This window comes from Nonomuraea cavernae (assembly GCF_040655715.1).
Classification (GTDB): domain Bacteria; phylum Actinomycetota; class Actinomycetes; order Streptosporangiales; family Streptosporangiaceae; genus Nonomuraea; species Nonomuraea cavernae_A.
This window is the reverse complement of sequence record NZ_JBFAKL010000014.1, coordinates 112969-138511: the sequence shown is the minus strand read 5'-3', so window position 1 is coordinate 138511 and position 25543 is coordinate 112969. Positions and strand designations below refer to the sequence as shown.

General features: G+C 71.2%; 21 protein-coding genes. 17 read left to right on the top strand and 4 right to left on the bottom strand.

Going from position 1 to position 25543, the window contains the following annotated elements; all coding sequences use genetic code 11:
• Positions 1 to 17: 17 nt before the first annotated feature.
• From AB0I38_RS21685 to AB0I38_RS21660, 6 genes are all read left to right on the top strand, one after another.
• Positions 18 to 533, top strand: coding sequence for a YbaK/EbsC family protein (locus AB0I38_RS21685; protein WP_358470675.1), 516 nt, complete (start codon positions 18 to 20; stop codon positions 531 to 533).
• Positions 534 to 673: 140 nt separating this feature from the next.
• The gene (locus AB0I38_RS21680; protein ID WP_358470672.1) at positions 674 to 2860 is read left to right on the top strand and encodes a serine/threonine-protein kinase; all 2187 of its coding nucleotides are present in this window, start codon (positions 674 to 676) and stop codon (positions 2858 to 2860) included.
• A gap of 16 nt (positions 2861 to 2876) precedes the next feature.
• Complete coding sequence (locus AB0I38_RS21675) at positions 2877 to 4658, top strand: serine/threonine-protein kinase (protein WP_358470669.1); 1782 nt, start codon at positions 2877 to 2879, stop codon at positions 4656 to 4658.
• A gap of 36 nt (positions 4659 to 4694) precedes the next feature.
• On the top strand, positions 4695 to 5918 hold the full coding sequence (locus AB0I38_RS21670) for a serine/threonine-protein kinase (RefSeq protein ID WP_358470666.1): 1224 nt from the start codon (positions 4695 to 4697) through the stop codon (positions 5916 to 5918).
• Positions 5919 to 6175: 257 nt separating this feature from the next.
• Positions 6176 to 6955, top strand: coding sequence for an electron transfer flavoprotein subunit beta/FixA family protein (locus tag AB0I38_RS21665; RefSeq protein ID WP_358470663.1), 780 nt, complete (start codon positions 6176 to 6178; stop codon positions 6953 to 6955).
• A gap of 19 nt (positions 6956 to 6974) precedes the next feature.
• The gene (locus AB0I38_RS21660) at positions 6975 to 7928 is read left to right on the top strand and encodes an electron transfer flavoprotein subunit alpha/FixB family protein (RefSeq protein ID WP_358470660.1); all 954 of its coding nucleotides are present in this window, start codon (positions 6975 to 6977) and stop codon (positions 7926 to 7928) included.
• Positions 7929 to 8052: 124 nt separating this feature from the next.
• On the opposite strand, the gene AB0I38_RS21655 is transcribed toward AB0I38_RS21660, so the two are convergent.
• Complete coding sequence (locus tag AB0I38_RS21655) at positions 8053 to 9246, bottom strand: MFS transporter (RefSeq protein WP_358470657.1); 1194 nt, start codon at positions 9244 to 9246, stop codon at positions 8053 to 8055.
• 346 nt (positions 9247 to 9592) lie between these two features.
• Complete coding sequence (locus tag AB0I38_RS21650) at positions 9593 to 10111, bottom strand: TetR/AcrR family transcriptional regulator (RefSeq protein WP_358470654.1); 519 nt, start codon at positions 10109 to 10111, stop codon at positions 9593 to 9595.
• A 54-nt stretch (positions 10112 to 10165) separates the two neighbouring features.
• Here AB0I38_RS21650 and AB0I38_RS21645 point away from each other — a divergent pair, with 54 nt between their 5' ends.
• Positions 10166 to 11329, top strand: coding sequence for a cysteine desulfurase family protein (locus AB0I38_RS21645; RefSeq protein ID WP_358470651.1), 1164 nt, complete (start codon positions 10166 to 10168; stop codon positions 11327 to 11329).
• Here AB0I38_RS21645 and AB0I38_RS21640 read toward each other — a convergent pair.
• The gene (locus AB0I38_RS21640; RefSeq protein WP_358470649.1) at positions 11322 to 12374 is read right to left on the bottom strand and encodes a DUF695 domain-containing protein; all 1053 of its coding nucleotides are present in this window, start codon (positions 12372 to 12374) and stop codon (positions 11322 to 11324) included. The two genes, AB0I38_RS21645 and AB0I38_RS21640, sit on opposite strands and share 8 nt — an antisense overlap.
• Before the next feature lie 92 nt (positions 12375 to 12466).
• Here AB0I38_RS21640 and mnmA point away from each other — a divergent pair, with 92 nt between their 5' ends.
• Positions 12467 to 13525 (top strand): tRNA 2-thiouridine(34) synthase MnmA, encoded by a 1059-nt coding sequence (gene mnmA / locus AB0I38_RS21635; RefSeq protein ID WP_358470645.1) that lies wholly within the window; start codon positions 12467 to 12469, stop codon positions 13523 to 13525.
• A 127-nt stretch (positions 13526 to 13652) separates the two neighbouring features.
• Here the strand turns inward: mnmA and AB0I38_RS21630 are convergent, their stop codons facing one another.
• Positions 13653 to 14285, bottom strand: coding sequence for an MBL fold metallo-hydrolase (locus AB0I38_RS21630; protein ID WP_358470642.1), 633 nt, complete (start codon positions 14283 to 14285; stop codon positions 13653 to 13655).
• Positions 14286 to 14308: 23 nt separating this feature from the next.
• Between AB0I38_RS21630 and AB0I38_RS21625 the strand changes: the two genes are divergently transcribed.
• The 9 genes from AB0I38_RS21625 to AB0I38_RS21585 all read left to right on the top strand — a co-directional run bounded on the left by AB0I38_RS21625 (position 14309) and on the right by AB0I38_RS21585 (position 25501).
• Positions 14309 to 15316, top strand: coding sequence for a methionine synthase (locus tag AB0I38_RS21625; RefSeq protein WP_358470639.1), 1008 nt, complete (start codon positions 14309 to 14311; stop codon positions 15314 to 15316).
• A 14-nt stretch (positions 15317 to 15330) separates the two neighbouring features.
• Positions 15331 to 15798 carry a hypothetical protein gene (locus tag AB0I38_RS21620; protein ID WP_358470636.1) on the top strand — a complete coding sequence of 156 codons (468 nt, stop codon included), beginning with the start codon at positions 15331 to 15333 and terminating at the stop codon, positions 15796 to 15798.
• Between the two features lie 96 nt (positions 15799 to 15894).
• A complete protein-coding gene (ligA, locus tag AB0I38_RS21615; protein WP_358470632.1) occupies positions 15895 to 18078 on the top strand; it encodes an NAD-dependent DNA ligase LigA in 2184 nt (727 codons plus the stop codon).
• A 257-nt stretch (positions 18079 to 18335) separates the two neighbouring features.
• Positions 18336 to 20405, top strand: coding sequence for a putative bifunctional diguanylate cyclase/phosphodiesterase (locus AB0I38_RS21610; protein WP_358470629.1), 2070 nt, complete (start codon positions 18336 to 18338; stop codon positions 20403 to 20405).
• 56 nt (positions 20406 to 20461) lie between these two features.
• The gene (locus AB0I38_RS21605; RefSeq protein ID WP_358470626.1) at positions 20462 to 21898 is read left to right on the top strand and encodes an ATP-binding protein; all 1437 of its coding nucleotides are present in this window, start codon (positions 20462 to 20464) and stop codon (positions 21896 to 21898) included.
• Positions 21899 to 22040: 142 nt separating this feature from the next.
• On the top strand, positions 22041 to 22340 hold the full coding sequence (gatC, locus tag AB0I38_RS21600; protein ID WP_358470623.1) for an Asp-tRNA(Asn)/Glu-tRNA(Gln) amidotransferase subunit GatC: 300 nt from the start codon (positions 22041 to 22043) through the stop codon (positions 22338 to 22340).
• Positions 22337 to 23827: an Asp-tRNA(Asn)/Glu-tRNA(Gln) amidotransferase subunit GatA gene (gatA, locus tag AB0I38_RS21595; protein ID WP_358470620.1), complete on the top strand. Its 1491-nt coding sequence runs from the start codon at positions 22337 to 22339 to the stop codon at positions 23825 to 23827. The genes gatC and gatA overlap by 4 nt, the downstream gene beginning before the upstream one ends.
• A 19-nt stretch (positions 23828 to 23846) precedes the next feature.
• Positions 23847 to 24905, top strand: coding sequence for an AAA family ATPase (locus AB0I38_RS21590; protein ID WP_358470617.1), 1059 nt, complete (start codon positions 23847 to 23849; stop codon positions 24903 to 24905).
• A complete protein-coding gene (locus AB0I38_RS21585) occupies positions 24902 to 25501 on the top strand; it encodes a DUF4276 family protein (RefSeq protein ID WP_358470614.1) in 600 nt (199 codons plus the stop codon). Before AB0I38_RS21590 ends, AB0I38_RS21585 begins: the two co-directional genes overlap by 4 nt.
• The last annotated feature ends 42 nt before the right edge of the window (positions 25502 to 25543 follow it).

The following is a 25543-nucleotide window of genomic DNA, read 5'->3' as shown; positions in this document are numbered from 1 at the left end:
GCGAGCGAGGAGATGGGATGACGTTGCACTGGGGGCCCGCGACCGAGCGGGCCGACCTGCTGGCCGAGCCGGTGGCACAGGCCATCGGCCTGCTCGACGACACCGTGGAGGTGGCCGAGATCGCCCCCGAGCTGGCCGACACGGCGGCGTTCTGCGAGCGCTACGGCGTCGGTCTCGACGAGTCGGCCAACTGCGTGGTCGTCGCCGCCAGGCGGGGCGGCGAGACGCGCTACGCCGCCTGCATGGTGCTGGCGACGATGCGGGTCGACGTCAACGGCGTGGTGCGCCGGCATCTCGACGCGCGCAAGACGAGCTTCGCCCCGATGGAGCGGGCCGTGGAGCTCACCGGCATGGAATACGGCGGCATCACCCCGATCGGCCTGCCCGGCGACTGGCCGATCCTCGTCGACACCAACGTCGCCGAGCACGCCAGGGTGGTCATCGGCAGCGGCCTGCGGCGATCCAAGCTCGCCGTCTCCGGTGCCGCGCTGGCACGGCTGAAGGGCGCGGAGGTGCTGACCCTGGCGACCTGAGCGCGAGAGCTCGAGTCGTGGCCAATTTGAGACCGTGGATGGGGAAACCGATGGCCCCGATCTGGACGTTGTACGAGTGGGAATGTGGCCTCATGGTTCATCTCGTGGGCGGGGATTAAGCCGATATGGTGCTTCATGCCATGAACGATGACCGACTCGGCCCTTACCGGCTGCTCAGGCGGCTCGGCGAAGGCGGCATGGGTGTCGTCCACCTGGCCGTCGACCCTGCGGGCCGGCAGGTGGCGGTCAAGGTCCTGCGCGCGGAGGTCGCCGGTGACGAGGTCGCCAGGCGGCGGCTCTCGCGCGAGGTCGAGACCATGCGCCGGGTCCGCAGCAAATACATCGCCGAAGTGCTCGACGCCGACGTGACGGGTCATCGCCCGTACATCGTCACGCGTTACGTCCCCGGCCGTCCGCTCGACGAGATCATCAAGGACGACGGCCCGCTCGACCTCCCGGCGCTGGTCAAGATCGCGTATGGCGTGGCGACGGCGCTGGCCGCCGTCCACTCCGTCGGCGTCATCCACCGCGACCTCAAGCCCGGCAACGTGCTCATCCTCGACGGCGATCCCGTTCTCATCGACTTCGGCATCGCCCAGGCGGTCGACGCGACCCGGCTGACCCAGACCGGCATGTTCATCGGCACCCCCGGCTACCTCGCCCCCGAGATCATCGAGGGGCAGGAGGCGGGGCCCGAGGTCGACGTCCACGCCTGGGCGGGCACCCTGCTCTACGCCGGCACCGGCCAGCCGCCCTTCGGCAAGGGCACGCTGGAGATGATCTTCTACAACATCACCGCGGGCAAGGCCGACGTCAGCGCGGCTCCCGCGGCCCTGCAGCCGCTGCTCAAGGCCGCCTTCCAGCGCAACCCGGCCAAGCGCCCCAAGGCGGCGGAGCTGGCCGAGCAGACCGCCCGGATGCTCCCCCTGCAGCGGGGCGATGTGCCCGACGAGATCTCCACCGTGCCGCGCCCCGACCGGCCCGAGCCGGGGGCGCCGCAGCCGCTCGCGGACAAGCCGGCCTACGACATCTCGACGCCGCCCATGACGCCGAGGCGGCTCGTCGACGGCCACGACGGCCGCTTCACGCCGCCGCCCAGCCTGACTCCGCCGCAGAGCCTGCTCAACCAGGGTCCGCCTGTCTCCGACCAGCAGCGCCCGGCCCAGCCTGGTCCCGCCCAGCCTGGTCCCGCCCAGCCGGGTCCCGGCCAGGGCCAGGGGCCGCCGGACCAGCCGTACATCTCGCTGCTGCACGAGCAGAGCGGCGGCGACCCGTGGCCGACCCGCCGGGTCACGCCCGAGGAGCTGCGCCAGGTGCAGCGCGAGAGCGGCCCGTCACAGCCGTGGCAGGTCCCGTCGCAGGTCAACGACCACGGGCAGCAGCCGCTCTCGCCGGAGGCCGACGTGCCCACCCGTCGGGTGCGCCCTGACACGTCTGAGTCGCCCGATGTGCCCACCCGGCGCGTGCGGCCCGACTCGCCAGAGTCGCTCGACGTGCCCACCTGGCGCGTGCGACCTGACCCGCCAGAGTCGCTCGACGTGCCCACCCGGCGCGTCCGGCCCGACCTGCCCGAATACGGCCGGGGCAATCCGGTGTCGCCGCAGCCCGCGCAGCGTCCGGTCCAGCAGCCGCCGCCTCCCTACATCCCGGCGCAGCCGCAGTATCCACCCGACCCGCGGACCAAGCGCGAGCCGTTCATTCCGGGCGTGCGCCCGGGGCAGACCCTGCAGCGTTCCAGGGCCTACGGGGTGGCGGGCGCGATGCTGCTGATCATCCTGATCGTGGCCGCCGTCATGGCGCCGATCCTGGTGGCCGTGCTGGCGATCCCCGTCGTGGTGCTGCTGCGCGCGGCCGACCTGGCCCAGACCGACCTCAACGCGCGCCGCCCGACCGGCGCCGCGGCCCTCGACGTGGTGCGGGTGTTCGCCTACCCGCGGGCCCTGGCCAAGTCGGTCGGCATCACGCTCGCCCTGGTCCTCTACGCGCTCATCCTCGGCCTGCCGGTGACGCTGCTGCTCACCGTGGTCCTCGGCGCCGACCCGTACAATGCTCTGGCCTGGGGGGCGGCGGTGGCGCTGTGGACCGTCTGCGCGGGCCCGGGAGTCGAGGGGCCGGGCAGGCAGATGCGCAGATCGCTGTCATCACTCGTACCCTCGAGAACAGGTGCGATGGTGCTCGCGGGAGTTCTGGCGGCGGTGGCCGCCCTCTCGCTGCTCTTCGCCTACGGCACGTTCGGGGACAACGCGAGGAGGGCCGTATGGACTCCGCTGGACGTCGGGCCTGTGGTGCAGCAACTCAACGGACTGAAGGGGGACACCGGGGGATGACGCGGGGAAGGTGGCGATGAGCACCGGCAACACCCAGGCGCCAGAGCGGCTCGGCCCCTATCGCCTGGTCCGCAAGATCGGCGAGGGCGGCATGGGAGTCGTCCACCTCGGCCTCGACTCCGAGGGCCGCGAGGTCGCCGTCAAGGTGCTGCACCCACACGTCGCCGCCGACCTCAAGGCCCGCGACCGGCTGACGCGCGAGGTCGAGACCATGCGCCGGGTGCGCAGCCCGCACGTGGCCGAGGTGCTCGACGCCGAGCTCGTCGGCGGCCAGCCCTACGTCGTGACCCGCTTCGCCCCCGGCCGCACGCTCGAGGAGACCGTGCTGACCGACGGCACGCTGCAGGCGCGCGAGGTCATCAGACTGACCCAGGGGCTGTGCCAGGCGCTGGTCGCGATCCACGCCGCTGAGGTGATCCACCGCGACTTCAAGCCGTCCAACGTCATGCTGGTCGACGGTGAGCCGCTGGTCATCGACTTCGGCATCGCCCACCTGGTCAACGCCACCCGGCTGACCCAGACGGGGATGTTCGTCGGCACGCCGGGCTATCTGGCGCCCGAGATCATCCGCGACTCGGAGATCACCCAGGCGGCCGACGTGCACGCGCTGGCCTCGACGGTGTTCTTCGCCGCGACGGGCGCGCCGCCGTTCGGCACCGGCACGTTCGAGGCGGTCTGCTTCAACATCATGGAAGGCCGCGCCCAGCTCGACAAGGCGCCGGCCTGGCTGCGCGGGTGGCTCTCCCGCGCGCTCGACGTCGAGCCGGCGGCCCGGCCCAGCGCCCAGGAGCTGCTGCGGATGGCCAGGGCGCTCGACCCGTCGGTCACCTCGTTCCACGAGACCCCGCCCGACGGCACCAAGAAGCTGCCGTCCCGGACCCGCGCCATGGAGACGTTCTCCGACCTGCTGCCGCCCGTCGAGTACGACCGGCCGAGGCCCCGAGAGGAGCGGCCGCCGCCCTACGTCCCGGCGCCGATGCCGGCCCGGCCCCCCGCGCCACGCCCCGACCAGCGGGTCGCGGGCTACCCGGCGCCGCAGCCCGGTTACCGCCCGCCGCCCGCGCCCGCGCCTGCGGCACAGCGGCGGCACCAGCCGGACGCCCAGCCACGTCCCTACTCACCGCCGGCCGAGCGCCGGCGCTATCCGGCGGGCAGCCAGCTCATCGGCGCGCTGCTGCTGGTCGCGCTGGTCGCGCTGACGGTCATGCTGCCGGTCGCGGTCGGCGCGGTGGCCGTCGCGCTGGCGCTGGTGCTGCGCGTGGGCGAATACCTCTTCGGCGACCTGGTCGAGCGGCGCAAGGTGCGCGGCAGCAGCGCCGCCGACCCGCTCCTCGCGCTGGTCGGCACTCCATGGGCGCTGGTCAAGGCGTCGCTGGTGATGCTGGTGCACGTGCCGCTGTCGATCCTGTTCGGCGTCTGCGTGTGGGGCGTGCTGCGCTGGGGCGGGGGCATGAGCGTCAACGACGCCGCCGCCTGGGCCGCGGGCGCCTTCACCGCGGGGCTGTTCGTCCTGCCGGGTGGCGGGGCGCCGCGTAAGGCGGTCACCCGCACGCTGACGGGCGTCCTGCGCAGTCCCGGCGCCGCCACGGTCGCATTGCTGAGCGTGGGCACCATCGCGCTGCTCGCGGTGATGTTCGCGATGGGCCAGGAGACGTCGTGGGTGCCCTGGCGGGCTCCCGAGTCCGCGATCAAGGAGCTGGCCCGAACCGCCCAGGACAGCACGATCGGGTTGATCACCGGCCTGATCGACGACCTGCTGCAGCGGGTGGGGCTGGGTTTCCTGTCACCCTGGTCCTGAGTGTCCGAGCGAGCTCCTGAGGGGAAACTAAGGGGTATGAGCGAGCGTCTCGGCCCCTACCAGTTGCTCTCCCGGCTGGGCGCGGGCGGTTTCGGCGAGGTGCACCTGGCGCTCGACCCCGAGGGGCGCACGGTCGCGGTCAAGGTGCTGCACCCGCATGTGGCGGCCGACGCCGGCGCGCTGGCCCGGCTGGGCCGCGAGGTGGAGACCATGCGCCGGGTCGAGGGGCCGCACGTGGCCGAGGTGCTCGACGCCTCACTCGACGGGACCAGCCCCTTCCTGGTCACCCGCTACATCCAGGGCCGGCCGCTCAGCGCGGTCCCGGTGCCCGTGGCCGACCTGCGACTGCTGGCCGCCGGGCTGGCCGACGCGCTGCTCGCCGTGCACGAGGCGGGCGTCGTGCACCGCGACCTCAAGCCGGCCAACGTGATGATGACCGAGGGCGAGCCCGTGGTCATCGACTTCGGCATCGCCAGCGCGCTCGACTCGCTCTCCGTCACCGCCTCGGGGGCGGTGGTCGGCACCCCCGGCTACCTGGCGCCCGAGGTGCTGGAGGGCAGGGCGGCTGGCGCCGAGGCCGACGTGTTCTCGTTCGGCGCCACGCTGGCCTACGCGGCGACGGGGCGTCAGCCGTACGGGCTGGGGCCGGTGTCGGCGGTCGCCTACCGGGTCGTTCACCACGAGCCCGACCTGGAGGGCGCGCCGGAGTGGCTGGCGCCGCTGTTGCGCGAGTGCCTGGCCACCGATCCGGCCGCGCGGCCGACGGCCGCGCAGATCTGCGCCCGGCTGGGCGTCGTGCGAGCGCCGCACGCCGGCCGCGCCTTACCTCCGGTCGCCAGGCCTTCGCGGCGCCGGCACGAGGACGTGCACCACCTGTCGACCCGCGAGTGGCGGCCGGGTGACCAGCATCGCCGCTCGGTCGAGGAGTCGAGGGCGCGTCACCGCGAGAAGGTGCGCAGGCGCTGGGTGATCGGCTCGGGGCTGTTCGTGTCCCTGCTGGCCGCGGCCGCCTGGCAGCCGCTGCCCGAGGTGGCGCTCTTCCTGCTCGCGGCCTACGCGCTGGTGGTGGTGGGCGACGCGGGGGTGGCGCTGTTCTCCCGCCGCCCGCACCGCACCTCCAGGATGGTCGTCGACCTCGCGGGCATCGCCGGGTCGGTCGGGATCTGCCTGGGGCTCAGCGCGGTCCTCAGCACGTTCACGCTGGCACTGTTCGCCGGCACCGCGCTGGTGGTGAGCGTGGTGTTCCTGTTGTCGGCCTGATCACACGCAGCGAGGGGGGCGTGGACGGGCTGCGGAATAAAGCTCGGTATGGTGTAAGCGGTGCTGCTCTGGCGCGGCCCGCAGCTGCGTGTTCGCGCCTAAGCTACTCGTGAGTAATATGTCCGTGGGAGGCCCGTTGAGCCTTGACGCCACCCGCTGTCACTGACCTCACGGGGCACCTGGCACTCTGGACAGCATGCATCCGGCGTCCACCGAACGTGGTGGCGCACGCGAACACGGGAGGTCGGCCACCGGCCATGAACATCGTCGTCTGCGTGAAGCAGGTCCCCGATACGGCGACCGAGCGTAAGCTGCGGTCCGATGACAAGACGCTCGACCGCGACGCCGTAGACGGCGTGGTCAACGAGCTTGACGAGTACGCGGTCGAGGAGGCCCTGAAGCTCAAGGAGGCCCACGGCGGTGAGGTGACCGTCCTGTCCATGGGGCCGGGCCGAGCCACCGAGACCATCCGCAAGGCCCTGGCCATGGGCGCCGACAAGGCGGTGCACCTCAGCGACGAGGCCCTGCACGGCTCCGACGCGCTGTCCACCTCCTACGCGATGGCCCAGGTGCTGAAGAAGATCGGGTTCGACCTGGTCATCCTCGGTTCGGAGTCCACCGACGCCCGCACCGGCGTGCTGCCGGCGATGCTGGCCGAGCGGCTCGGCACCCCGCAGCTCACGCTGGTCAACAAGGTCGACGTCGACGGCTCCTCGATCAGCGTCCAGCGGCTGACCGACTACGGGTTCGACAAGGTCGAGGCCACGCTGCCCGCGATCGTCTCCGTGGTGGAGAAGATCAACGAGCCGCGCTACCCGTCCTTCAAGGGCATCATGGCGGCCAAGAAGAAGCCGGTCGAGACGCTGGCCATCGCCGACGCCGAGATCGCGGCCGACCAGGTGGGCCTCGGCGCCGCCTGGTCCGAGGTCGTCGACTTCGCCGCGGCCCCGCCGCGCGCGGCCGGCACGATCGTCAAGGACGAGGGCGACGGTGGCGCCAAGGCCGCCGACTTCCTCGCCGCCAAGAAGTTCATCTGAGAACGGGGGTTTTGCTGATATGTCGGAAATTCTCGTTCTCGTTGAGCATGTCGACGGCGAGGTCAAGAAAGTCACTCTCGAACTGCTGACCCTGGCGCGCTCGCTCGGCACGCCGGCCGCGGTCTGGGCCGGTCCCGGCATCACCGGTGACGCCAAGGCCAGGCTGGCCGAATACGGCGCCGAGAAGATCTACGTGGCCGGCTCCGAGGAGATCGTCGGCTACGTGGTCGCGCCCAAGGCCGAGCTGCTGGCCCAGCTCGTGGCGGCCAAGTCGCCCGCCGCGGTGCTCGTGGCGGCCACGGCCGAGGGCAAGGAGATCGCCGGTCGCCTCGCGGTCAAGACCGACTCCGGTGTCATCACCGACGCCGTGGGTCTCGGCGAGGGCTTCGTCGCCGACCAGTCGATCTTCGGCGGCGGCGTCAACGTCCAGTCCAAGGTGCGCAAGGGCACACCCATCGTCGCCGTCCGCCCCAACTCCACGGCCCCCGAGGCCGCCGCGGGCGCGGGCACCGAGGAGGAGGTGTCCGTCTCGCTGAGCGACGGCGCGAAGGCGGCGAAGATCGTCGAGCGCGTCAAGCAGGAGAAGGGCGCGCGCCCCGAGCTGACCGAGGCCGCCATCGTGGTCTCCGGCGGGCGCGGCGTCGGCTCGGCCGAGAACTTCTCGGTCATCGAGGGCCTGGCCGACGCGCTCGGCGCGGCCGTGGGCGCCTCCCGGGCCGCCACCGACGCCGGCTGGTACCCCCACCAGTTCCAGGTGGGCCAGACGGGCAAGACGGTGTCGCCGCAGCTCTACATCGCCGCGGGCATCTCGGGCGCCATCCAGCACCGGGCCGGCATGCAGACCGCGAAGACCATCGTCGCGATCAACAAGGACCCCGAGGCGCCGATCTTCGAGCTCGCCGACTACGGCGTCGTGGGCGACCTGCACCAGGTCGTGCCGCAGCTCACCGAAGAGGTCGACAAGCGCAAGTAGTCCCATCCCGCGAACGGCGTCGCACCCTCTTCGGTGCGGCGCCGTTCGCGTTCCCCAGGGGTTTTCCAGGCGTTCCCAGGCGTTCCCAGTCGTCCCCCGGGCATTCCTCGGGGGTCCGCCGCCGTCAGGCGGCGATCTTGGCGGGCTCGCGGTCCCGTGGCGGCAGAACGACGATCGTCCTGGGCTCCGTACGCGGCAGGAAGCGAGCCGCCACCGTGATCAGCAGGCCCAGGAGGACCGCGATGCCGAGCGCCGTGCGCAGCGAGGTGACGTCCGACAGGAAGCCGATCACCACCGGGCCGAGCAGCAGGCCCGCGTAGCCCATCGCGCCCGCCTGGGCGATCGCCGGGCCGGGGTTGTCGGTGACGGTGCCCGCCAGCGACAGCGTCATCGGCGAGATCGTCGCCACGCCCAGACCGACGAAGAACATCGCGAACACCGCCACCAGCGGCGTGGGGGCGGCCAGCACGACCAGGAAGAACCCGGTCGTGGCCAGCCCGGAGACGGTCAGCATCCCGCGCACCCCGAACCTCGACCGCAGCCGGTCACCGGTGACCCGGGCGACGAGCATGCCGGCCTCGAAGACCGGGTAGCCGAGCGCCGCCAGCGCCTCCGGCGCGCCCAGTTCGTCGCGCATGAACAGGCCGTTCCAGTCGGCGACGGTGCCCTCGACCATGAAGGCGAAGAACATGAGCGCGCCGAGCAGGTACACGATCGGCGGCATGCGCCGGCGAGCGGCCGTCGCCGCCCGCGGCGCCGGGGCCTCAGGCAGGTACGCGCGGCCGATGAGGACCATCGCGGGCAGGGAGACCAGCCCGACCAGCGCCACGTTCGCGGTGAACGACAGGCCCAGGGCGATCGACACGCTGCCCAGCGCGCCGGCGGCGATGGCGCCGACGCACCAGCCCGCGTGCATGCCGTTCATCAGCGGGCGCCCATAGGCCCGCTCGACGGTGGAGCCCTGGGCGTTCATCGCGATGTCCACCACGCCGAAGGCCATGCCGAAGAACGCCGCGGCGACCAGCAGCAGCGGAAGGTTCGGCGCGAACGCCACGCCCACCAGGCCCAGCGCCGTGAGCGGGCCGCCGACCCGCAGGACGGCCTTGCTGCCCGCGCGGGCCATGATCCGCCGCATGGCCTGCATGGTCACCAGCGCGCCGAGGCCCCACGCCAGCAGGATGATCCCGAGAGACGACTCGGACAGGCCCAGCTTGTCGCTCAACGCCGGGATGCGCACCGTCATCGTGCCCACCATCAGGCCGGCCATCACGAAGGTAAGAATCGCCCCGTAACGGGCAATTCGCAGATCGCGCGCCATCAGTCGTACCTTTCACAGTCAGAGAATCTTCAGAGATCACGCGCCCAGGGGCGCGGCAAGCCGGCTCGCCGCCCAGCCCGCGCGCAGCAGCGGGCCGGTGCGTGTCCGGTGGTGTCCGGTGGTGTCCGGTGGCGTCCGGTGGGAGGTGGGGCGGGTGCGCTTTCGGGAACGCGGCTTCCGGGCGTCACGGTGGGTCCGGTGGGCGGGCTCGCGGGAGTGCCTCGGCCGCCCGGCCGCGTGTTCGCCCGCCCGGGCGCGTCGGCGACTCAGATGGGACGCCGGTGGCGTTCGCCTGGCGGGACGCCTCGGTGTGCCCGAGTGATGTTGGTCACTTGAACGGCTGCCGCTAGGGCATGGCCTCGGGTTTGAGGAGGTTTCTGAGCCGTGCCTCCAGGGCCACGAGATCGTCCTCGGTGCTGAGGCCGGGGTCGTGGCTGGAGACGTCCCAGAGCCCCTCACAGGCCAGCCGGACGATCTGTGACGCCAGCCGGTCGGGCTCCTCGTCGAGGCCCTCGCGATGCCAGCGGGCCATCGCCTCGCGCAGCGGGGCGAGCAGGTAGATGTTGCCCGACGCGCCGGTGACGACGGCCCATCTTCGGAGCCGGCCGGAGCGCACGGCGGCCAGGGTGGCGCCGAGATAGCGCTCGGTGTAGGTGTCGTCGGGCTGCTCGGCCATGAGCTGGTCGAAGTCGTCGATGAGCCGCTCGGCCATGGCCTTGATCAGGGCTTCTTTGCTGTTGAAGTGGTAGAGAAGGCCGCCCTTGCTCACGCCGGCCCGGTCGGCCACCGCCGCCAGGGTGAGCGCGGCCGAGCCCTGGTCGCAGAGGATCTCCTCGGCGGCGTCCAGCAACTCGTCCCTTCTCATGCGCTCGACTGTACCGTCCGGACGGTACAGTCGCAAACGAGATACCCTGACCAGGTGAGCAGACCGTCGGCCTATCTTGATCACGCGGCGACCACGCCCATGCTTCCCGAGGCGATCGAGGCCATGACGGAGCAACTCGGCCGGGTCGGCAACGCGTCCTCGCTGCACGCGGCTGGACGGCAGGTGCGCAGAGTCGTCGAAGAGGCCCGCGAGACCATCGCCGACGCGCTCGGCGCCCGGCCCAGCGAGGTGGTGTTCACCTCGGGCGGCACCGAGGCCGACAACCTCGCTATCAAGGGTCTCTACTGGGCGCGCGCTCCGCGCACGCGAGTGCTGATCAGCTCCGTCGAGCATCACGCCACGCTCGACCCCGCCCACTGGCTGGCCGACGGCCAGGGCGCCCGCGTCGAGCTGCTTGAGGTCGACGAGCTCGGCCGAGTGCATCCCGACACGCTGCGCGCGGCCATCGCGGCCGGCCCTGACGACGTCGCCATGGTCAGCGTCATGTGGGCCAACAACGAGGTCGGCACCGTCCAGCCGGTGCACGCCCTGGCGGCGGTCGCCCACGAGTACGGCGTGCCGTTCCACTCCGACGCGGTGCAGGCGATCGGCCAGCTCCCGGTGTCGTTCGCCGATTCGGGCGCCGACGCGCTCACCGTGACCGGCCACAAGATCGGCGGCCCGATGGGGGTGGGGGCGCTGCTGCTGGCCAGGGGCCTGACCCCGGTCTCCGTGCAGCACGGCGGCGGTCAGGAGCGCGACGTGCGCTCCGGCACGCTCGACGCGCCCGCCATCGCCGGGCTCGCCGCCGCGGTGCGCGTCGCGGTCAAGGAGCAGGAGGAGCAGGGCCGCCGCCTGATGGCCCTGCGCGACGAGCTCATCGACCGCGTACGCCAGGCCGTGCCCGGTGTGGTGCTCAACGGCGACCCGGTCGGCCGACTGCCCGGCAACGCGCACTTCTCCTTCCCCGGCTGCGAGGGCGACGCGCTGCTCATGCTGCTCGACGCCAAGGGCGTGGAGTGCTCGACCGGCTCCGCCTGCTCGGCCGGGGTGGCGCAGCCGTCACACGTGCTGCTGGCCATGGGCGCCGAGCCGGCCGCGGCCAGGGGCTCGCTCAGGTTCACGCTCGGCCACACCTCGACCCGCGACGACGTCGACCGCCTCATCGAGGTGCTGCCGGCGGCCGTCGAGCGGGCCCGCCGGGCCGGGCTCAGCTGACGAACGGCACCACCGCGGTCCAGGCGGGGTCGGCCACCACGTCCACCCGCGGCTCGCCCTCCTCCCAGCTCACGACCAATTCCTTGGCGTGCACGGCGGCGTCTCCGGTCGGGTCGGCGTACACGTGGATGATCCGATGGCCCTCGGCGCTCAGGTGGGCGGCCAGCACGGCGTCGTCGCGCAGCTTGAGCAGCCGGGTGGCGAGCCGTTCCTCGAAGTCGCGGAGCGCGGTCAGCGAGTCGCCGACGGGCAGGCCGTTCTCGTCGCGGTGGGAGTAGGGCAGCGTGATCGCGATGTGCTGGTCGAACAACGGGTAGTCGACCGGCCGCAGCGGATAGCGGGCGGTGGCGATGAGCGGCGCGCCGCCGGCCGTCTGACCCTCCAGCAACGCCCACTGCTCCTCGCCGTAGCCCGAGGCCAGGTCGGCGACCACGGCAGGCAGATGCGTCGCGGCGACGGAGTCGATCGGCTCGAACGTGGCCGGGGTGATCTCCCCGACCCAGCGGGCCACGTCGTCCTCGCCGAGCAGCCAGTCGAGCGCGAGCAGCGTGGCCTCCATCCGGTCGTCCGCGCCGAGCTCGCCGAAGATCGGATGGTAGGCGGCCACGTCGACCCGCGGTGTGCTCCTCGGCACCCGCAGGCCCAGCACGAGCCCGTCCAGCCCGAACGAGTGGCCCCCCACGTCGAGCGTGAGCTCCAGCGCCCTCGGGTTGACCTGACGCGACGGATGGAACTCCCACAGCAGGTCGGCCGGCGGCGCCGCCCTGGCCCAGCGGTGGGCCAGCGAGCGCAACTCGGCGTCGCCGGCGGCGGTCACCACCAGCGCGTGCGCCGCGTTCCTGCCGGGAGCCACCTCCCAGACGAGATCCGGATGGACCGCGCTCACCGCCGGGGCGAGCCACTCCGACAACCCGTCGGTGTCGCCGGCGGCCACCATCGAGTCGAGCCGCGGCCTGGTCTCCTGCCACCAGGTCCAGAATCCCGCGATGCCGTTGTCCGGCTCACCGGCCGGTGTGTTTTCTGCCTTGCGCCCGAACAGTCGCATAACCAGGAATCCTTCCAGATTCGGAGCCCCCACGCGCCCCGGTGGGCCGCCGCGCGAAGCGCACCCGAACGGGACAGTACTCTGGAATGGTCATGGGACTGCGTGTGCTTGCCGCCATGTCGGGCGGCGTCGACTCAGCCGTGGCCGCTGCCCGCATCGCCGAGGCCGGCCACGACGTCACCGGTGTGCATCTGGCCCTGTCGGCCAACCCCCAATCCCACCGCACGGGGGCCCGGGGCTGCTGCACCGTCGAAGACTCGCGAGACGCGCGGCGCGCCGCCGACGTGATCGGCATCCCCTTCTACATCTGGGACATGGCCGAGCGCTTCCAGCGCGACGTGATCGAGGACTTCGTCGCCGAATACGCCGCCGGCCGCACGCCCAACCCGTGCCTGCGGTGCAACGAGAAGATCAAGTTCGCGGCGGTGCTCGACCGCGCCCTGGCGCTCGGGTTCGACGCCGTGGCGACCGGTCACCACGCCAGGCTGGTCGACGGCGTCCTGTCCAGGAGCGTCGACCCAGGCAAGGACCAGTCCTACGTGCTGGGCGTGCTCACCCGCGAGCAGCTCAGCCACGCGATCTTCCCGCTGGGCGACTCGACCAAGGCCGAGGTGCGCGAGGAGGCCGCCCGCCGTGGCCTGACCGTGGCCGACAAGCCCGACAGCCACGACATCTGCTTCATCGCCGACGGCGACACGCGCGGCTTCCTGGCCGGACGGCTCGGCTCGGCCGAGGGACGGATCCTCGACGAGTCCGGCGAGGTCGTCGGCAGCCACCAGGGCGCCCACGGGTTCACCGTCGGCCAGCGCAAGGGCCTGCGCATCGACCGGCCCGCCGCCGACGGCCGGCCGCGCTACGTGCTGTCGATCGAGCCGGTGTCCAACACGGTCACCGTCGGGCCTCGCTCGGCGCTGGAGGTCACCTCCATCACCTGCCTGCGTCCGGTGTGGAACGGGCCGTCCGTCTTCGACGACCTCACCGTGCAGCTGCGCGCGCACGGCGAGGTCTACGGCTGCCGGTTGGAGGAGGCGGGCGGGGAGCTGCGCGTCGAGCTCGACCGGCCCGCCAGCGGGGTGGCCGCGGGTCAGGCGGCGGTGCTCTACTCGGGCTCGACCGTCATCGGCTCCGCCACGATCGCCCACGCGGCCTGACCGCTCGCCACCGTGGCCCACGCGGTCTGACCGCTCGCCACCGTGGCCCACGCGGTCTGACCGCTCGCCACCGTCGTCGACGCGGTCTGACCGCTCCGCCGCCGTCGCCCGCGCCGCCTGACCGGCGTCAGGTCAGGGTGATCGAGTCGCCGACGGCCAGCCTGCGCATGTCGGCGCGCTGGTGGTCGGACTCGAGCTTCAGCCAGCTGTCGACCAGCGACAGCCCGATGTCGTTCAGCAGCCCGTCATGGGTGGAGAAGGCCCTGCCCGGGCGGATCGTACGGAGATAGTCGACCATCTCCAGCAGCTTCAGCCACGGCGCGTTGGTGGGCACGAGGAGCGTCGGCACCCTCCGGTCGGGCACCGTGAGCGCGTCGCCGGGATAGAAGACCTCGTCGTCGAACATGAACCCGATGTTCTGCACGATGGACATGTCGGGGTGGTTCTTGGCGTGCCACTCGCCGTAGACCCTGACCGCGAACCCGGCCGCCTCGAACTCGTCGCCGTGCTCCACCACCTGGATCTTGGCCGGAAGACCGGCCAGCTGGGCGGCGACCGCCTCGCAGGTCCACACCTCCAGGCCGGCCGGGGCCGCCCTCAGGCGGTCGACGTCAACGTGGTCGAAGTGCTCGTGGGTGATGAGCACCGCGTCGGCGCCGTCGAGCACGGGGCCCTCGCTGAACGCCCCGGGGTCGAGCACCAGGACCTTGTCATCCTTCTCCAGCCGCACGCACGCGTGGCCGTACTTCGTGAGCTTCATCTACGAGAGCCTACGCTTGACCCATGTTGACGTGGGAGGCCACCGGGGTCGGTTCGCACCCGGGACAGGATCATCTTGAGGCGGCGCGGCTGGTGTTCGGCGAGTTGCCCGGCCTGCCGTACCTTCCGGAGCTGCCCGGGAGGGGCGTCGGCGCCGACCTGGTGGGCAGGACGGCGGCGCTGCTCGTGGATCTGTACGCGGAGGTGCAGCCGTCCGGCTGGCGGCTGGCCGACCGGCCCGGGCGCGATCACCAGCGGGCCGCCGACCACCTCCGGCGCGACCTCGACGGGCTGGAGGAGACCGGACACGCCTACACGGGGCCGCTCAAACTGCAGGTGTGCGGCCCGTGGACGCTGGCGGCCGGCGTCGAGCTGCGCCACGGCGACAAGATGCTCTCCGACCAGGGAGCCGTCCGCGATCTGATCGCCTCGCTGGAGCAGGGGGTGCGCGAGCACGTCGAGGAGGTGCGCAGGCGGCTGCCCGGCGTCACCGAGATCGTGCTGCAGCTCGACGAGCCCGGCCTGCCGGGCGTGCTGGCCGGTACAGTGCCGACCGCGTCGGGCTTCGGCCGGCTGGCCGCCGTCGAAGGATGGCGGGTGGCGGAGTCACTGCGCCTGTTCCCCGACCCGATCGTGCACTGCTGCGCGCCGGCGGTGCCCTACGAACTGCTCCGTACGGCCGGGGTGCGTGGTGTCTCGGTCGACGCCTCGCTGCTGCGGCGCAGGGACGAGGACGCCGTGGGGGAGGCCCTGGAGGCGGGGCTGCTGCTGTTCCTGGGCGTGGTGCCGGGCACCGACACCCGCCTGCCGGACGTGGGCGTCGTCGCCAAGCCGGCGCTGGAGCTGTGGCGGCGGCTCGGCTTCGCGCCCGAACGCCTCACCGAGCAGGTCGTGCTCACCCCGGCGTGCGGGCTGGCCGGAGCCTCACCCCGCTATGCCAGGGCCGCCCTGGCCGCCTGCCGGAAGGCCGCCCGGGTGCTCAGGGACGACCCTGTCGAAGGGCGAGTCGCACGTGAGCCGCAGGCCGGATGAGTAACCTCCCTCCTATGAATCTTCGCACTTCAGGGGCGGTCGTCACCCTGCTCGTCGCCTTGCTCGTCGCGTCCATGTCGATCGCCGCTCCCGCCACGGCCGCCACCTCGGCCCCCGCCGCCGCTCCGGCTGGGGCCGCGGCCAACCCGGTGATCTGGAGCTGGGGCTCGATCTACTCGGCCGACCGGGCCGGTCTGGCGAAGGGCAAGGTCGTCCAGGACCGGCCGGGGTTCGTCGTCAACGGCAAGCTGTACGACCTCCCGGGGCGGACGGGCTGCTCGTGGCTGAAGCTGCGCTGGGTCAAGGAGGACGGGGGCAAGGGGGCCAAGACCTACAGCAACTGCTCCGGGAGCAAGCCGGCCGGTTTCTCCGTCGGGGTGGGATACGTGCTCATGATCGAGGGCATGGTGTGCCGCGGCACCTCCGAGAGGATCACCGGCGCCTGCTCGTCCTGGGAGGGCGTCTGGTCCCAGGGCGGCTGAGCGAAACTCCTCCTTCCGTACGCCGCCACCAGGGGTGTTCTTGTCGGTGCTCGGCGATAGCGTTCTCTCAGGGTGTGTGAAGGAAGGAGACCCCGGGTGAGCGAGCCAAGCGTCGAGGGCGTCCCGGTGACCGCGCTGAAGCGGCATGCCGAGCTGAGCGAGCTGGTCGAGGACGCTCGCTGGCGCTACTACGTGCTCGACCAGCCGACGGTCAGCGACGCTCAGTTCGACGCCTGGTTCCAGGAGTTGCTGGCGCTGGAGGAGGCGCATCCGTCGCTGCAGACGCCCGACTCGCCGACGCAGAAGGTGGGGGCGCCGGTCGCGGGCGAGTTCGCCAAGGTCGACCACCTGGCCCGGATGGAGAGCCTCGACAACGCGTTCAACGAGGCCGACATGGCCGGCTGGCAGGCCCGGGCCGAGCGGCTCGCCGAGGGCGACCCCGGCCCCTACCTGGTCGAGCTCAAGATCGACGGCCTGGCGATCGCGATCGTCTATCGCGACGGCCGGCTGGAGCGCGCCGCGACCAGGGGTGACGGCCGCACGGGTGACGACGTGACGCCCAACGTCCGCACCATAGAGGGCGTGCCCCACCGGTTGCGCGGTGACGACATCCCGAGCCTGGTCGAGGTGCGTGGCGAGGTCTACATCCCGGTCGAGGGCTTCAGGAAGCTCAACGAGCAGCTGGTCGAGCAGGGCAAGGCCCCCTTCGCCAATCCGCGCAACTCCGCCGCCGGCACCTTGCGGCAGAAGGACCCGCGCGTCACCGCTCAGCGCCCGCTGCGCATGATCGTGCACGGCGTCGGCGTCTGGGAGGGCGCGACCGAGCCACGCGCGCAGTCGGAGGTCTACGAGCGGCTGCGTGAGTTCGGCCTGCCGGTCAGCGACCTCTACCGGGTGGTCGGCGACCTCACCGAGGTCAAGGACTTCATCGAGCACTACCGGGTGCACCGCCACGAGCCGCCCTACGAGATCGACGGCGTGGTGGTCAAGGTCGATGACTTCCGCACGCAGCGGGAGCTGGGCTCCACCTCGCGCGCTCCGCGCTGGGCGATCGCCTACAAATATCCGCCCGAAGAGGTCAACACCAAGCTGCTCGACATCCAGGTTGGCGTCGGCCGCACCGGCCGGGTCACGCCGTACGCGGTGCTGGAGGCCGTGTCCGTCGCCGGCTCGACGGTCGAGCGGGCCACCCTGCACAACGCCGCCGTCGTGGTCAAGAAGGGCGTGCTGATCGGCGACACGGTCGTGCTGCGCAAGGCGGGCGACGTCATTCCGGAGATCGTCGGGCCTGTCACGCCGCTGCGCGACGGCTCCGAGCGCGAGTTCGTCATGCCGACCCACTGTCCCGAGTGCGGCACGGAGCTGGCCTACGAGAAGGAGGGCGACGCCGACCTGCGCTGCCCCAACGCCCGCGGCTGCCCGGCGCAGATCCGCGAGCGCCTCTACTTCGCGGCCGGGCGCTACGCCCTCGACATCGCCGGCCTCGGCTACGTCGCGGCCACCGCGCTCACCCAGCCGCTCCCGCCGCAGGAGCCCGTCGTGCGCACCGAGGCCGACCTGTTCGACCTGACCCTCGACCAGCTCACCCCGATCAGGTCGGTGGTCCGCGACATGGACACCGGCCTGCCCAAGATCGACCCGAAGACGGGCGAGCAGAAGGTCGTCTCCTTCTTCTCCAACCTCAACGGCCAGCCCTCGCAGAACGCGCTCGGCCTCATGCAGGAGCTACAGGAGGCCAAGCAGGTGCCGCTCTGGCGCGTCCTGGTCGCCCTGTCCATCCGGCACATCGGCCCGCCGACGGCCCGAGCCCTGGCCGACGCCATGCGCTCGATCGACACGATCATGAACGCCTCCGAGGAGGAGCTGGCCGCAGTCGAGGGCATCGGGCCCCGGGTGGCCGCCACGATCCGTGAGTGGTTCGCGGTCGACTGGCACCGCGAGATCATCACCCGCTGGCGCGCGGCCGGCGTGCGGATGGAGGACGAGCCCGCGCCGGCCAAGGGGCCACAGACCCTTGAGGGCCTCACGTTCGTGGTGACGGGCACGCTGTCCGGCTACACCCGGGACCAGGCGGCCGAGGCGCTGACCCGCCGGGGTGGCAAGGTCGCCTCCTCGGTCTCGAAGAAGACCTCGTTCGTGGTGGCGGGGGAGAACGCCGGCTCCAAGTACGACAAGGCCGTGACCCTGGGAGTGCCGATTCTCGACGAGGCCGGGTTCGAGGTGCTCCTCAACGAGGGGCCGGAGGCCGCCTCGCAAGCGGCCGCCCCGTCCGAAGCCTGAGTCCGGTCCCGGTCCGCCAGTCGTTGCCGTCGTCCCGTTCGACCGGGTCGTCCGTGCTGTGCGGGGTCTTGGGGCGCTTCGCAGCGAATGCGACGAAAATCACCCGTGCACGTACAGAGCGTCGATATGCTGTCTACAGAGGGTTGTTTCTGGGCATATGTCCGAAAGGAGAAGTGACGGAACGTACGCGCTTGGTTTCGCGAAGTGGGCTGAAGGTCGTACCCTCCCCTAGTGACCCAATGGGGGTTCTGTTACCGATGACTGACCCAACCGACACCCGCGACACAGGACCCCGCGTCGGCACGCCCCTGTGGGCGTTCCTCGCGGGCATCACGATGATCGGCTTCACCGCTCTGGTCGTGGCCATGCTGAGACTGGATCCGGCCAGCCTGGTGGAGCTCGCGCGCGCCCCCCTGTTCTGGGTGCTCGCCGTCCTTGTCGCTCTGGGCGAGCTCAGGCCCGTCATGGTGTCCTCCGCGGCGCCGGTGGGCGGCACCTATCCCTCGGCGTTGTTCACCTTCGCGGTGCTCCTTCACTTCGGCCTGCCGGTGGCGGTGCTGATGCAGGCGGTGGCCGTCGTGATGAACGGCGTCCTCACCCGCAAGTCGTGGCACCGGGTGATGTTCAACGTCGCCCAGTCGACGCTCGCGCTGACCGCCGCCGCGGTCGTGCTGGGGCTGTTCGGCATCGCGCCCAGCCCCGTCCTGCCCTGGGTGCCCACGGGGGCCGACCTGCCGGCGATCGTGCTGGCCGGTGTCGCCTACTTCGCCGTTCGCGCGTCGCTGGTGAGCGGGGCCGTCGCGCTGCACGAACGCCGCTCGATCACCCGGGTGCTCAGGTCCACCGCCGGGCCGCAGAGCCTCGTCTACGCCGCGCTGCTCGGCCTGGCGCCGCTGGTCGTGGTGGTGATGAGCGACTCGCCGGAGCTGGTGCCGCTGTTCGTGGCGCCGCTGGCCGCCGTCTACTTCACGGCGACGCTGTCCATGCGCCGTGACCATCAGGCGCTGCACGACGAGCTGACCGGCCTGCCCAACCGCAAGATGCTCATCGTGAGCACCGAGGAGGCGCTGGCCGAGGCCCGCCATGACGAGCGTGTCGGGCTGTTCCTGCTCGACCTCGACCGGTTCAAGGAGGTCAACGACACGATGGGCCACCCGGTCGGCGACCGGCTGCTGCAGATGGTGGCCCACCGGCTCACCCATTCCGTACGGCCGGGCGACGTCGTGGCCCGGCTGGGCGGCGACGAGTTCGCCGTGCTCCTGCCCTCGATCAGAGACGCCCACGCGGCCCGCGAGGTGGCGGCGAGGCTGCGCGCGGCGCTGACCGAGCCGGTGCGCCTGGAGGGCATGACCTTCGACCTCGACGGCTCGGTCGGCATCGCGCTCTACCCCGATCATGCCCCCGACTTCGAGCTGCTGCTGCAACGCGCCGACGTGGCCATGTACCTCGCCAAGGAGAGCCGCACCGGGGTGGAGCTCTACCAGCAGGACAAGGACCGCAACTCGCCCGAGCGGCTCAACCTCCTCGGTGACCTGCGCCGCGCCGTCGACAACGGCGACCTCCAGCTGCACTACCAGCCCAAGGTGGGCCTGGCCGGCGGTGCGGTCAGCGGGGTGGAGGGGCTGTTGCGCTGGTGCCACCCGGTCCGGGGCCCGATCGCGCCGTCGGAGTTCATTCCGCTGGCCGAGCAGTCCTACCTGATGCGCCAGATCACCGCCTACGTGATCGAGATGGCGCTGGAGCAGGCCGCCCGCTGGTGGCACATGGGGCTGCGGGTGCAGATCTCGGTCAACATCTCGGCCCGCGACCTGCTCGACTCGAAGCTGCCGGAGCAACTGGAGGTGGGCCTGGCCAAGTTCAGGCTGCCGCCGGCGGCCATCCAGCTGGAGGTCACCGAGCGCATCCTGATGGGTGACCAGGCCTACACCCACGAGACGATCAAGGCGCTGGCCGTGCTCGGCGTGCCTCTCGCCCTCGACGACTTCGGCACCGGCTACTCCTCGCTGATCAGGCTTCAGCGGCTGGCCGTCTCCGAGGTGAAGATCGACTCGTCGTTCGTCCGCCGCATCGCCGAATCCGAGGACGACGACCGGATCGTCCGCTCCATCGTCGACCTGGTCCGCTCGCTCGGCCTGCGCTCGGTCGCCGAGGGCGTCGAGTCCGACGAGGCCGCCATCCGGCTCGCCGAAATGGGCTGCGACCTGGGCCAGGGCTGGCTGTTCGGCCGGCCGATGCCGCCCGCCGAGGCCACCGCGTGGCTGCGCGAGCACTTCGAGACGCCGGAGATCGAGCTGGGCTACCGCCCCGAGGTCACCCAGACGGCCTAGCGAAGAGGTAGGAGTACACTTCGTCGAAGTACACTCCTACAACTTTGGCGGCACACGTGATCGCGAAGCCGGAGCGCGTCTTCGCCCGAGACTTCGAGTGGCGTCACCTGTCCAGGTTCGCCGACGGGGTGGGGCGGCGCCCGCAGTTGGGCGTCGTGAGCGGGCGACGCAGGCAGGGCAAGACGTTCCTGATCGAAGCCCTCGCGAGGGAGACCGGAGGGTTCTACTTCGGGGCCACGGAGGCCACGGAAACCGAGTCGCTGAGCCTGTTCGCCGACGCGCTCACCGAGCATGCCGGCGCTCCGGCGCCCTTTCGATTCGGCAGCTGGGACGAGGCGGTGCGGCAGCTCTTCGCCACCAGCGCCGAGCGGCACGAGCTGGTGGTGATCGACGAGTTCCCCTACTTGACCAAGGTGTCGCCGGCCCTTCCTTCGATCATCCAGCGCGAGATCGACCGGGCGATCGCGACAGATGCCCCCGTCTCCCTCCTGCTGTGCGGGTCGGCGATGTCCGTGATGGGCGGACTCCTGGCGGGTAGCGCGCCCCTGCGCGGCCGGGCGTCGATGGAGCTCGTGGTGCGCCCGTTCGACTATCGCCTGGCGGCCGGCTACTGGCGGATAACCGAGCCACGCCTCGCGGTGCAGACGCATGCCGTGGTGGGTGGCACTCCCGCGTATCGCCGTTTCGTCGGCGACGACACGCCACAGGGGCCGGACGACTTCGACGACTGGGTGCGGCGGACGGTCCTCGACCCCGGCACGCCCCTGTTTCGCGAGGCCCGCTATCTGCTGGAAGAAGAGGCGGAGGTGCGCGATTCCGCCCTCTACCACTCCGTGCTGGCCGCCGTCGCGACCGGTAACGGCACACGGGGCGGGATAGCCGGCTACATCGGACGCAAGGCCGCCGACATCGGTCATCACCTCAACGTGCTGGAGGACAGCGGCCTGTTGCGCCGGGAGCCCGACATCTTCCGGTCCTCACGCTCGGTTTACCACGTGTGCGAACCATTGATCACTTTTCACCAGGTGGTGATGCGTCCACGCTGGGGGCTGCTGGAGAGCGGCAGGGCCGCCGCGGTCTGGAAGGACGCCCGCGGCCGGTTCAGGGACCAGGTGCTGGGCCCGCATTTCGAGGAGCTGTGCCGCCGGTTCGCCCAGGCCGAGGACGTCTTCGGCGAACTTCCCGGCGACGTGGGGGCGGGCGTGATCACCGATCCCGCTCGTCGCGAACAGATCGAGGTGGACGTCGTGGTGTTCGCGCCAGCCATGCCCGGCGAGCCCCGGCGCATCGTCTCGCTGGGCGAGGCGAAGTGGGGCAAGGTCATGGGCCAGGGTCACAGCGCGCGGCTCAGGCGGGCCAGAGACCTGCTCGCCGCCAAGGGGTACGACGTGCGTGACACGGTGCTGGCGTGTTACAGCGGGGCGGGCTTCGACGACGCGTTGCGGGCGGAGAAGGACGTGCGGGGCATCGGGCTCGACGAACTCTACGGGTGACCGCGGCCCGGGCGGGCCGGACGATCGCCACCGGTGGGCACGACGTGTGTTTCCAGGTGGTTAAAGGGTTCGGAGGCGCTCCGGCGAGCCCCCTAGGATGACAGTGTCCCAACTCCATCCACGAAAACGGGTTCAACGACTCATGTCCGCCATAACCCGCGACGAGGTCGCACACCTGGCCCGGTTGTCCAGGCTGGCGCTCACCGACGACGAGCTTGACCACTACGCCACGCAACTCGGTGCCATCATCGAGTCGGTCGCGAAGGTGGCCGAGGTCGCCGCCGAAGACGTGCCGCCTTCGTCGCACGCGCTTCCGCTGACCAATGTCTTCCGCGCCGACGAGGTGCGAGCGTCCCTGACGCCCGAGCAGGCGCTGTCCGGCGCTCCGGCCGTCGAGGACGACCGCTTCCGGGTGCCGCGCATCCTGGGGGAGGAGGCATGAGCTTGATTCACCAGACCGCCGCCGAGCTTGGCGCGCTGATCGCCGGCCGCGAGGTGTCGGCCGTCGAGGTCGCCGAGGCCCATCTCGACCGCATGGCCGAGGCCGAGCCCAAGATCAACGCGTTCCTGCACGTCGATCGCGAGACCACTCTCGCCCAGGCCAGGGTCGTCGACGACCGGCTCAAGGCGGGCGAGCGGCTCGGGCCACTGGCCGGCGTGCCGATCGCGCACAAGGACATCTTCGCCACCCGCGACATGCCGACCACGGCCGCGTCCAAGATCCTCGAAGGCTGGCGCCCGCCCTACGACGCGACCGTCACGGGCCGCCTGCGCGAGGCCGGGCTGGTCATCCTCGGCAAGACCAACCTCGACGAGTTCGCGATGGGCTCGTCCACCGAAAACTCCGCCTACGGCGTGACCCGCAACCCGTGGGACCTGACCCGGGTGCCCGGCGGTTCCTCGGGCGGTTCGAGCGCCGCCGTCGCCGCGTACGAGGCGCCGCTGTCCACCGGCACCGACACGGGCGGCTCGATCCGGCAGCCCGCCGCGGTCACCGGCATCGTGGGCATGAAGCCCACCTACGGCGGCTCGTCCCGCTACGGCCTGATCGCCTTCGCCAGCTCGCTCGACACGCCCGGGCCGTTCGCCCGCAACGTGCTCGACGCGGCGCTGCTGCAGGAGGCCTTCTCGGGGCACGACCCGCTCGACTCCACCTCGATCGACGCGCCGGTGCCCTCGGTGGTGGAGGCCGCCCGCACGGCCGACGTCGCGGGCATGCGGATCGGCGTGGTCAAGGAGTTCGCCGGCGAGGGCTACCAGCCGGGCGTGCTGGCCCGCTTCCACGAGGTCGTGCAGCTGCTCGAGTCGCTGGGCGCCAAGGTCGTCGAGGTGTCCTGCCCGTCGTTCGTGACCGCGCTGCCCGCCTACTACCTGATCGCGCCGTCGGAGTGCTCCTCCAACCTGGCGCGCTTCGACGCCATGCGCTACGGCCTGCGCGTCGGCGACGACGGCACCCGCAGCGCCGAGGAGGTCATGGCGCTGACCAGGGCGGCCGGTTTCGGCCCCGAGGTCAAGCGGCGCATCATGCTCGGCACCTACGCCCTGTCCAGCGGCTACTACGACGCCTACTACGGCCAGGCCCAGAAGGTGCGCACGGTCATCTCGCGTGAGTTCGAGGCCGCCTTCCACCAGGTCGACGCGCTGGTGTCGCCGACGACGCCGACCACGGCGTTCCCGATCGGCGAGCGGGCCGACGACCCGATCGCGATGTACCTCGCCGACCTCTGCACGATCCCGTCCAACCTGGCGGGCAACGCCGCCATCTCGGTGCCCTGCGGCCTGGCCGACGAGGACGGCCTGCCGGTCGGCTTGCAGATCATGGCCCCGGTCCTGGGCGACGACCGCTGCTACCGGGTCGGTGCCGCCGTCGAGAAGGCCCTGGAGAGCCGCTGGGGCGGTGGCCTGCTGTCCAAGGCCCCGGCGCTCTAGGCGAGGAAGGAACGGCGGCGTGCTCACTCATATCGAGATCGACGGCTTCAAGTCCTTCCTGGACTTCAAGCTGAACGTGCCGCCGTTCCTTGCTCTGGTCGGCCCCAACTCAAGTGGCAAGTCCAACCTGCTGGACGCGCTGGCGTTCGCTCGTGCGGCGATCCTGGGGGAGGGGCTGGGGCTGTCTCCTTCCCTGGACCCGCTTCTCGAAGCGCGCCGGGGCAAACCGCAAGAGCTGTTCCACCGGCCCTCGGGACAACGCCCGGTTTCCGAGTTCGTGATCGGTGTGAAGGCGGAGACGGGGCCGTCGGCGTTTCCCGAGACGATCAGCGCCACAATCAGGGCCGTTCGAGATCCCGCTGAGTGGTTCTTGGATACGGGGCCCCATCCGGCTGTGCGCAACTCGTGGTCGCGGGAGGCCGCGTCCTGGCACTTCCACGTACCCGAGCCTGCCGCCATGCGGAGACCGGTCACGACGTTCGACCGCAGGCCACTCGCGGAGAACGCGGGCAACCTGGCCGCTGTGCTCGGACGTATGGCGGAGACCGGTGAGCTGGACGATCTCATGGTCGATCTGTCCGCCCTGGTGCCAGACGTCACAGGCGTCCGCCCGGTGCTGGACGAGCATCAGGAGGAGTGGTCCTTCGATCTCCTGATCGACCACGAGCCGGTGCCTGGCCGCCTGGCCTCCGATGGAACACTGCGGGTGCTGGCGCTCCTGGCGGCGCTCTATGACCGGGCTTCGTCTGGATTGCTCATGGTGGAGGAGGTCGAGAACGGACTGCACCCGAGCAGACTGGGAGAGTTGCTCCAGCGGATCGCCCAACGGGTCGGGAGGACGGAGTCGGCCTGGCGACAGGTCATTCTGACCACGCACTCCCCGGTGGCCGTCTCCACTCTCTATCGGACGAATCAGGACGCGCTCGTCTTCCTGGACTCGGCATGGCGCACCGGTGGCGACGGCCCGCGCTCACGTGTAACGGTGGCCAAACCGGTGCGGTCAGAGGGCGAGCCGGGCACGTTCGTGTCTCCGAGGCAGGTCCGGACCTACCTCAACACGGTCGGGTCCACGCCATGAGTCGTCCTCTCGTTCCGGGGCTCGTCGCCGAGGGCGCTACCGACGAGGTCTTTCTCGGCAGGGTCATCGCGCGGCAGTTGCGCGCGCTGACGGATTTCGCTCCCCGCCCCATCGAGGTGCAGTCCGTCCAGTACGCGGGTTGCCGAATGACAAAGGATGACAGCACGATCGGAGAGGCAGTCGGCGAACTGGCCGGCGACTGCCATCTGATCTTCCTGCACAGCGATCACCGAGAGCGAGGTAAGGCCGATCGCCTCGCGACGTACCTGGCGGATCAGGGACTAAAGCGGCCGATCATTTCCCTCGTGCCGGTGAGGGAGACCGAAGCGTGGTTGCTCGCCGACCCCAGAGTATGGGCCAGGGTGCCGGGGGCTGATCCGAATGCCCTGCATGCACGGCCTCGGGAGATCGAGAAGATTCCGGACCCCAAGGCTGCGCTGAGGGCGGTTCTGGCAGGGGTCGCGCACCGGAAGGTCGGAGAGCACTTCGCCTTCGCGGGTGACCATGTCGATCTCGATGTGCTGGCACAACTGCCCGCGTACGCCACATGGGTCGGTGCGACCTCGGATGTCCTGAGGAACGATGGCTTCCTCTGAACGGCTGATTGATAGCTTGAAATGCGACGATCTGAAGTAAGG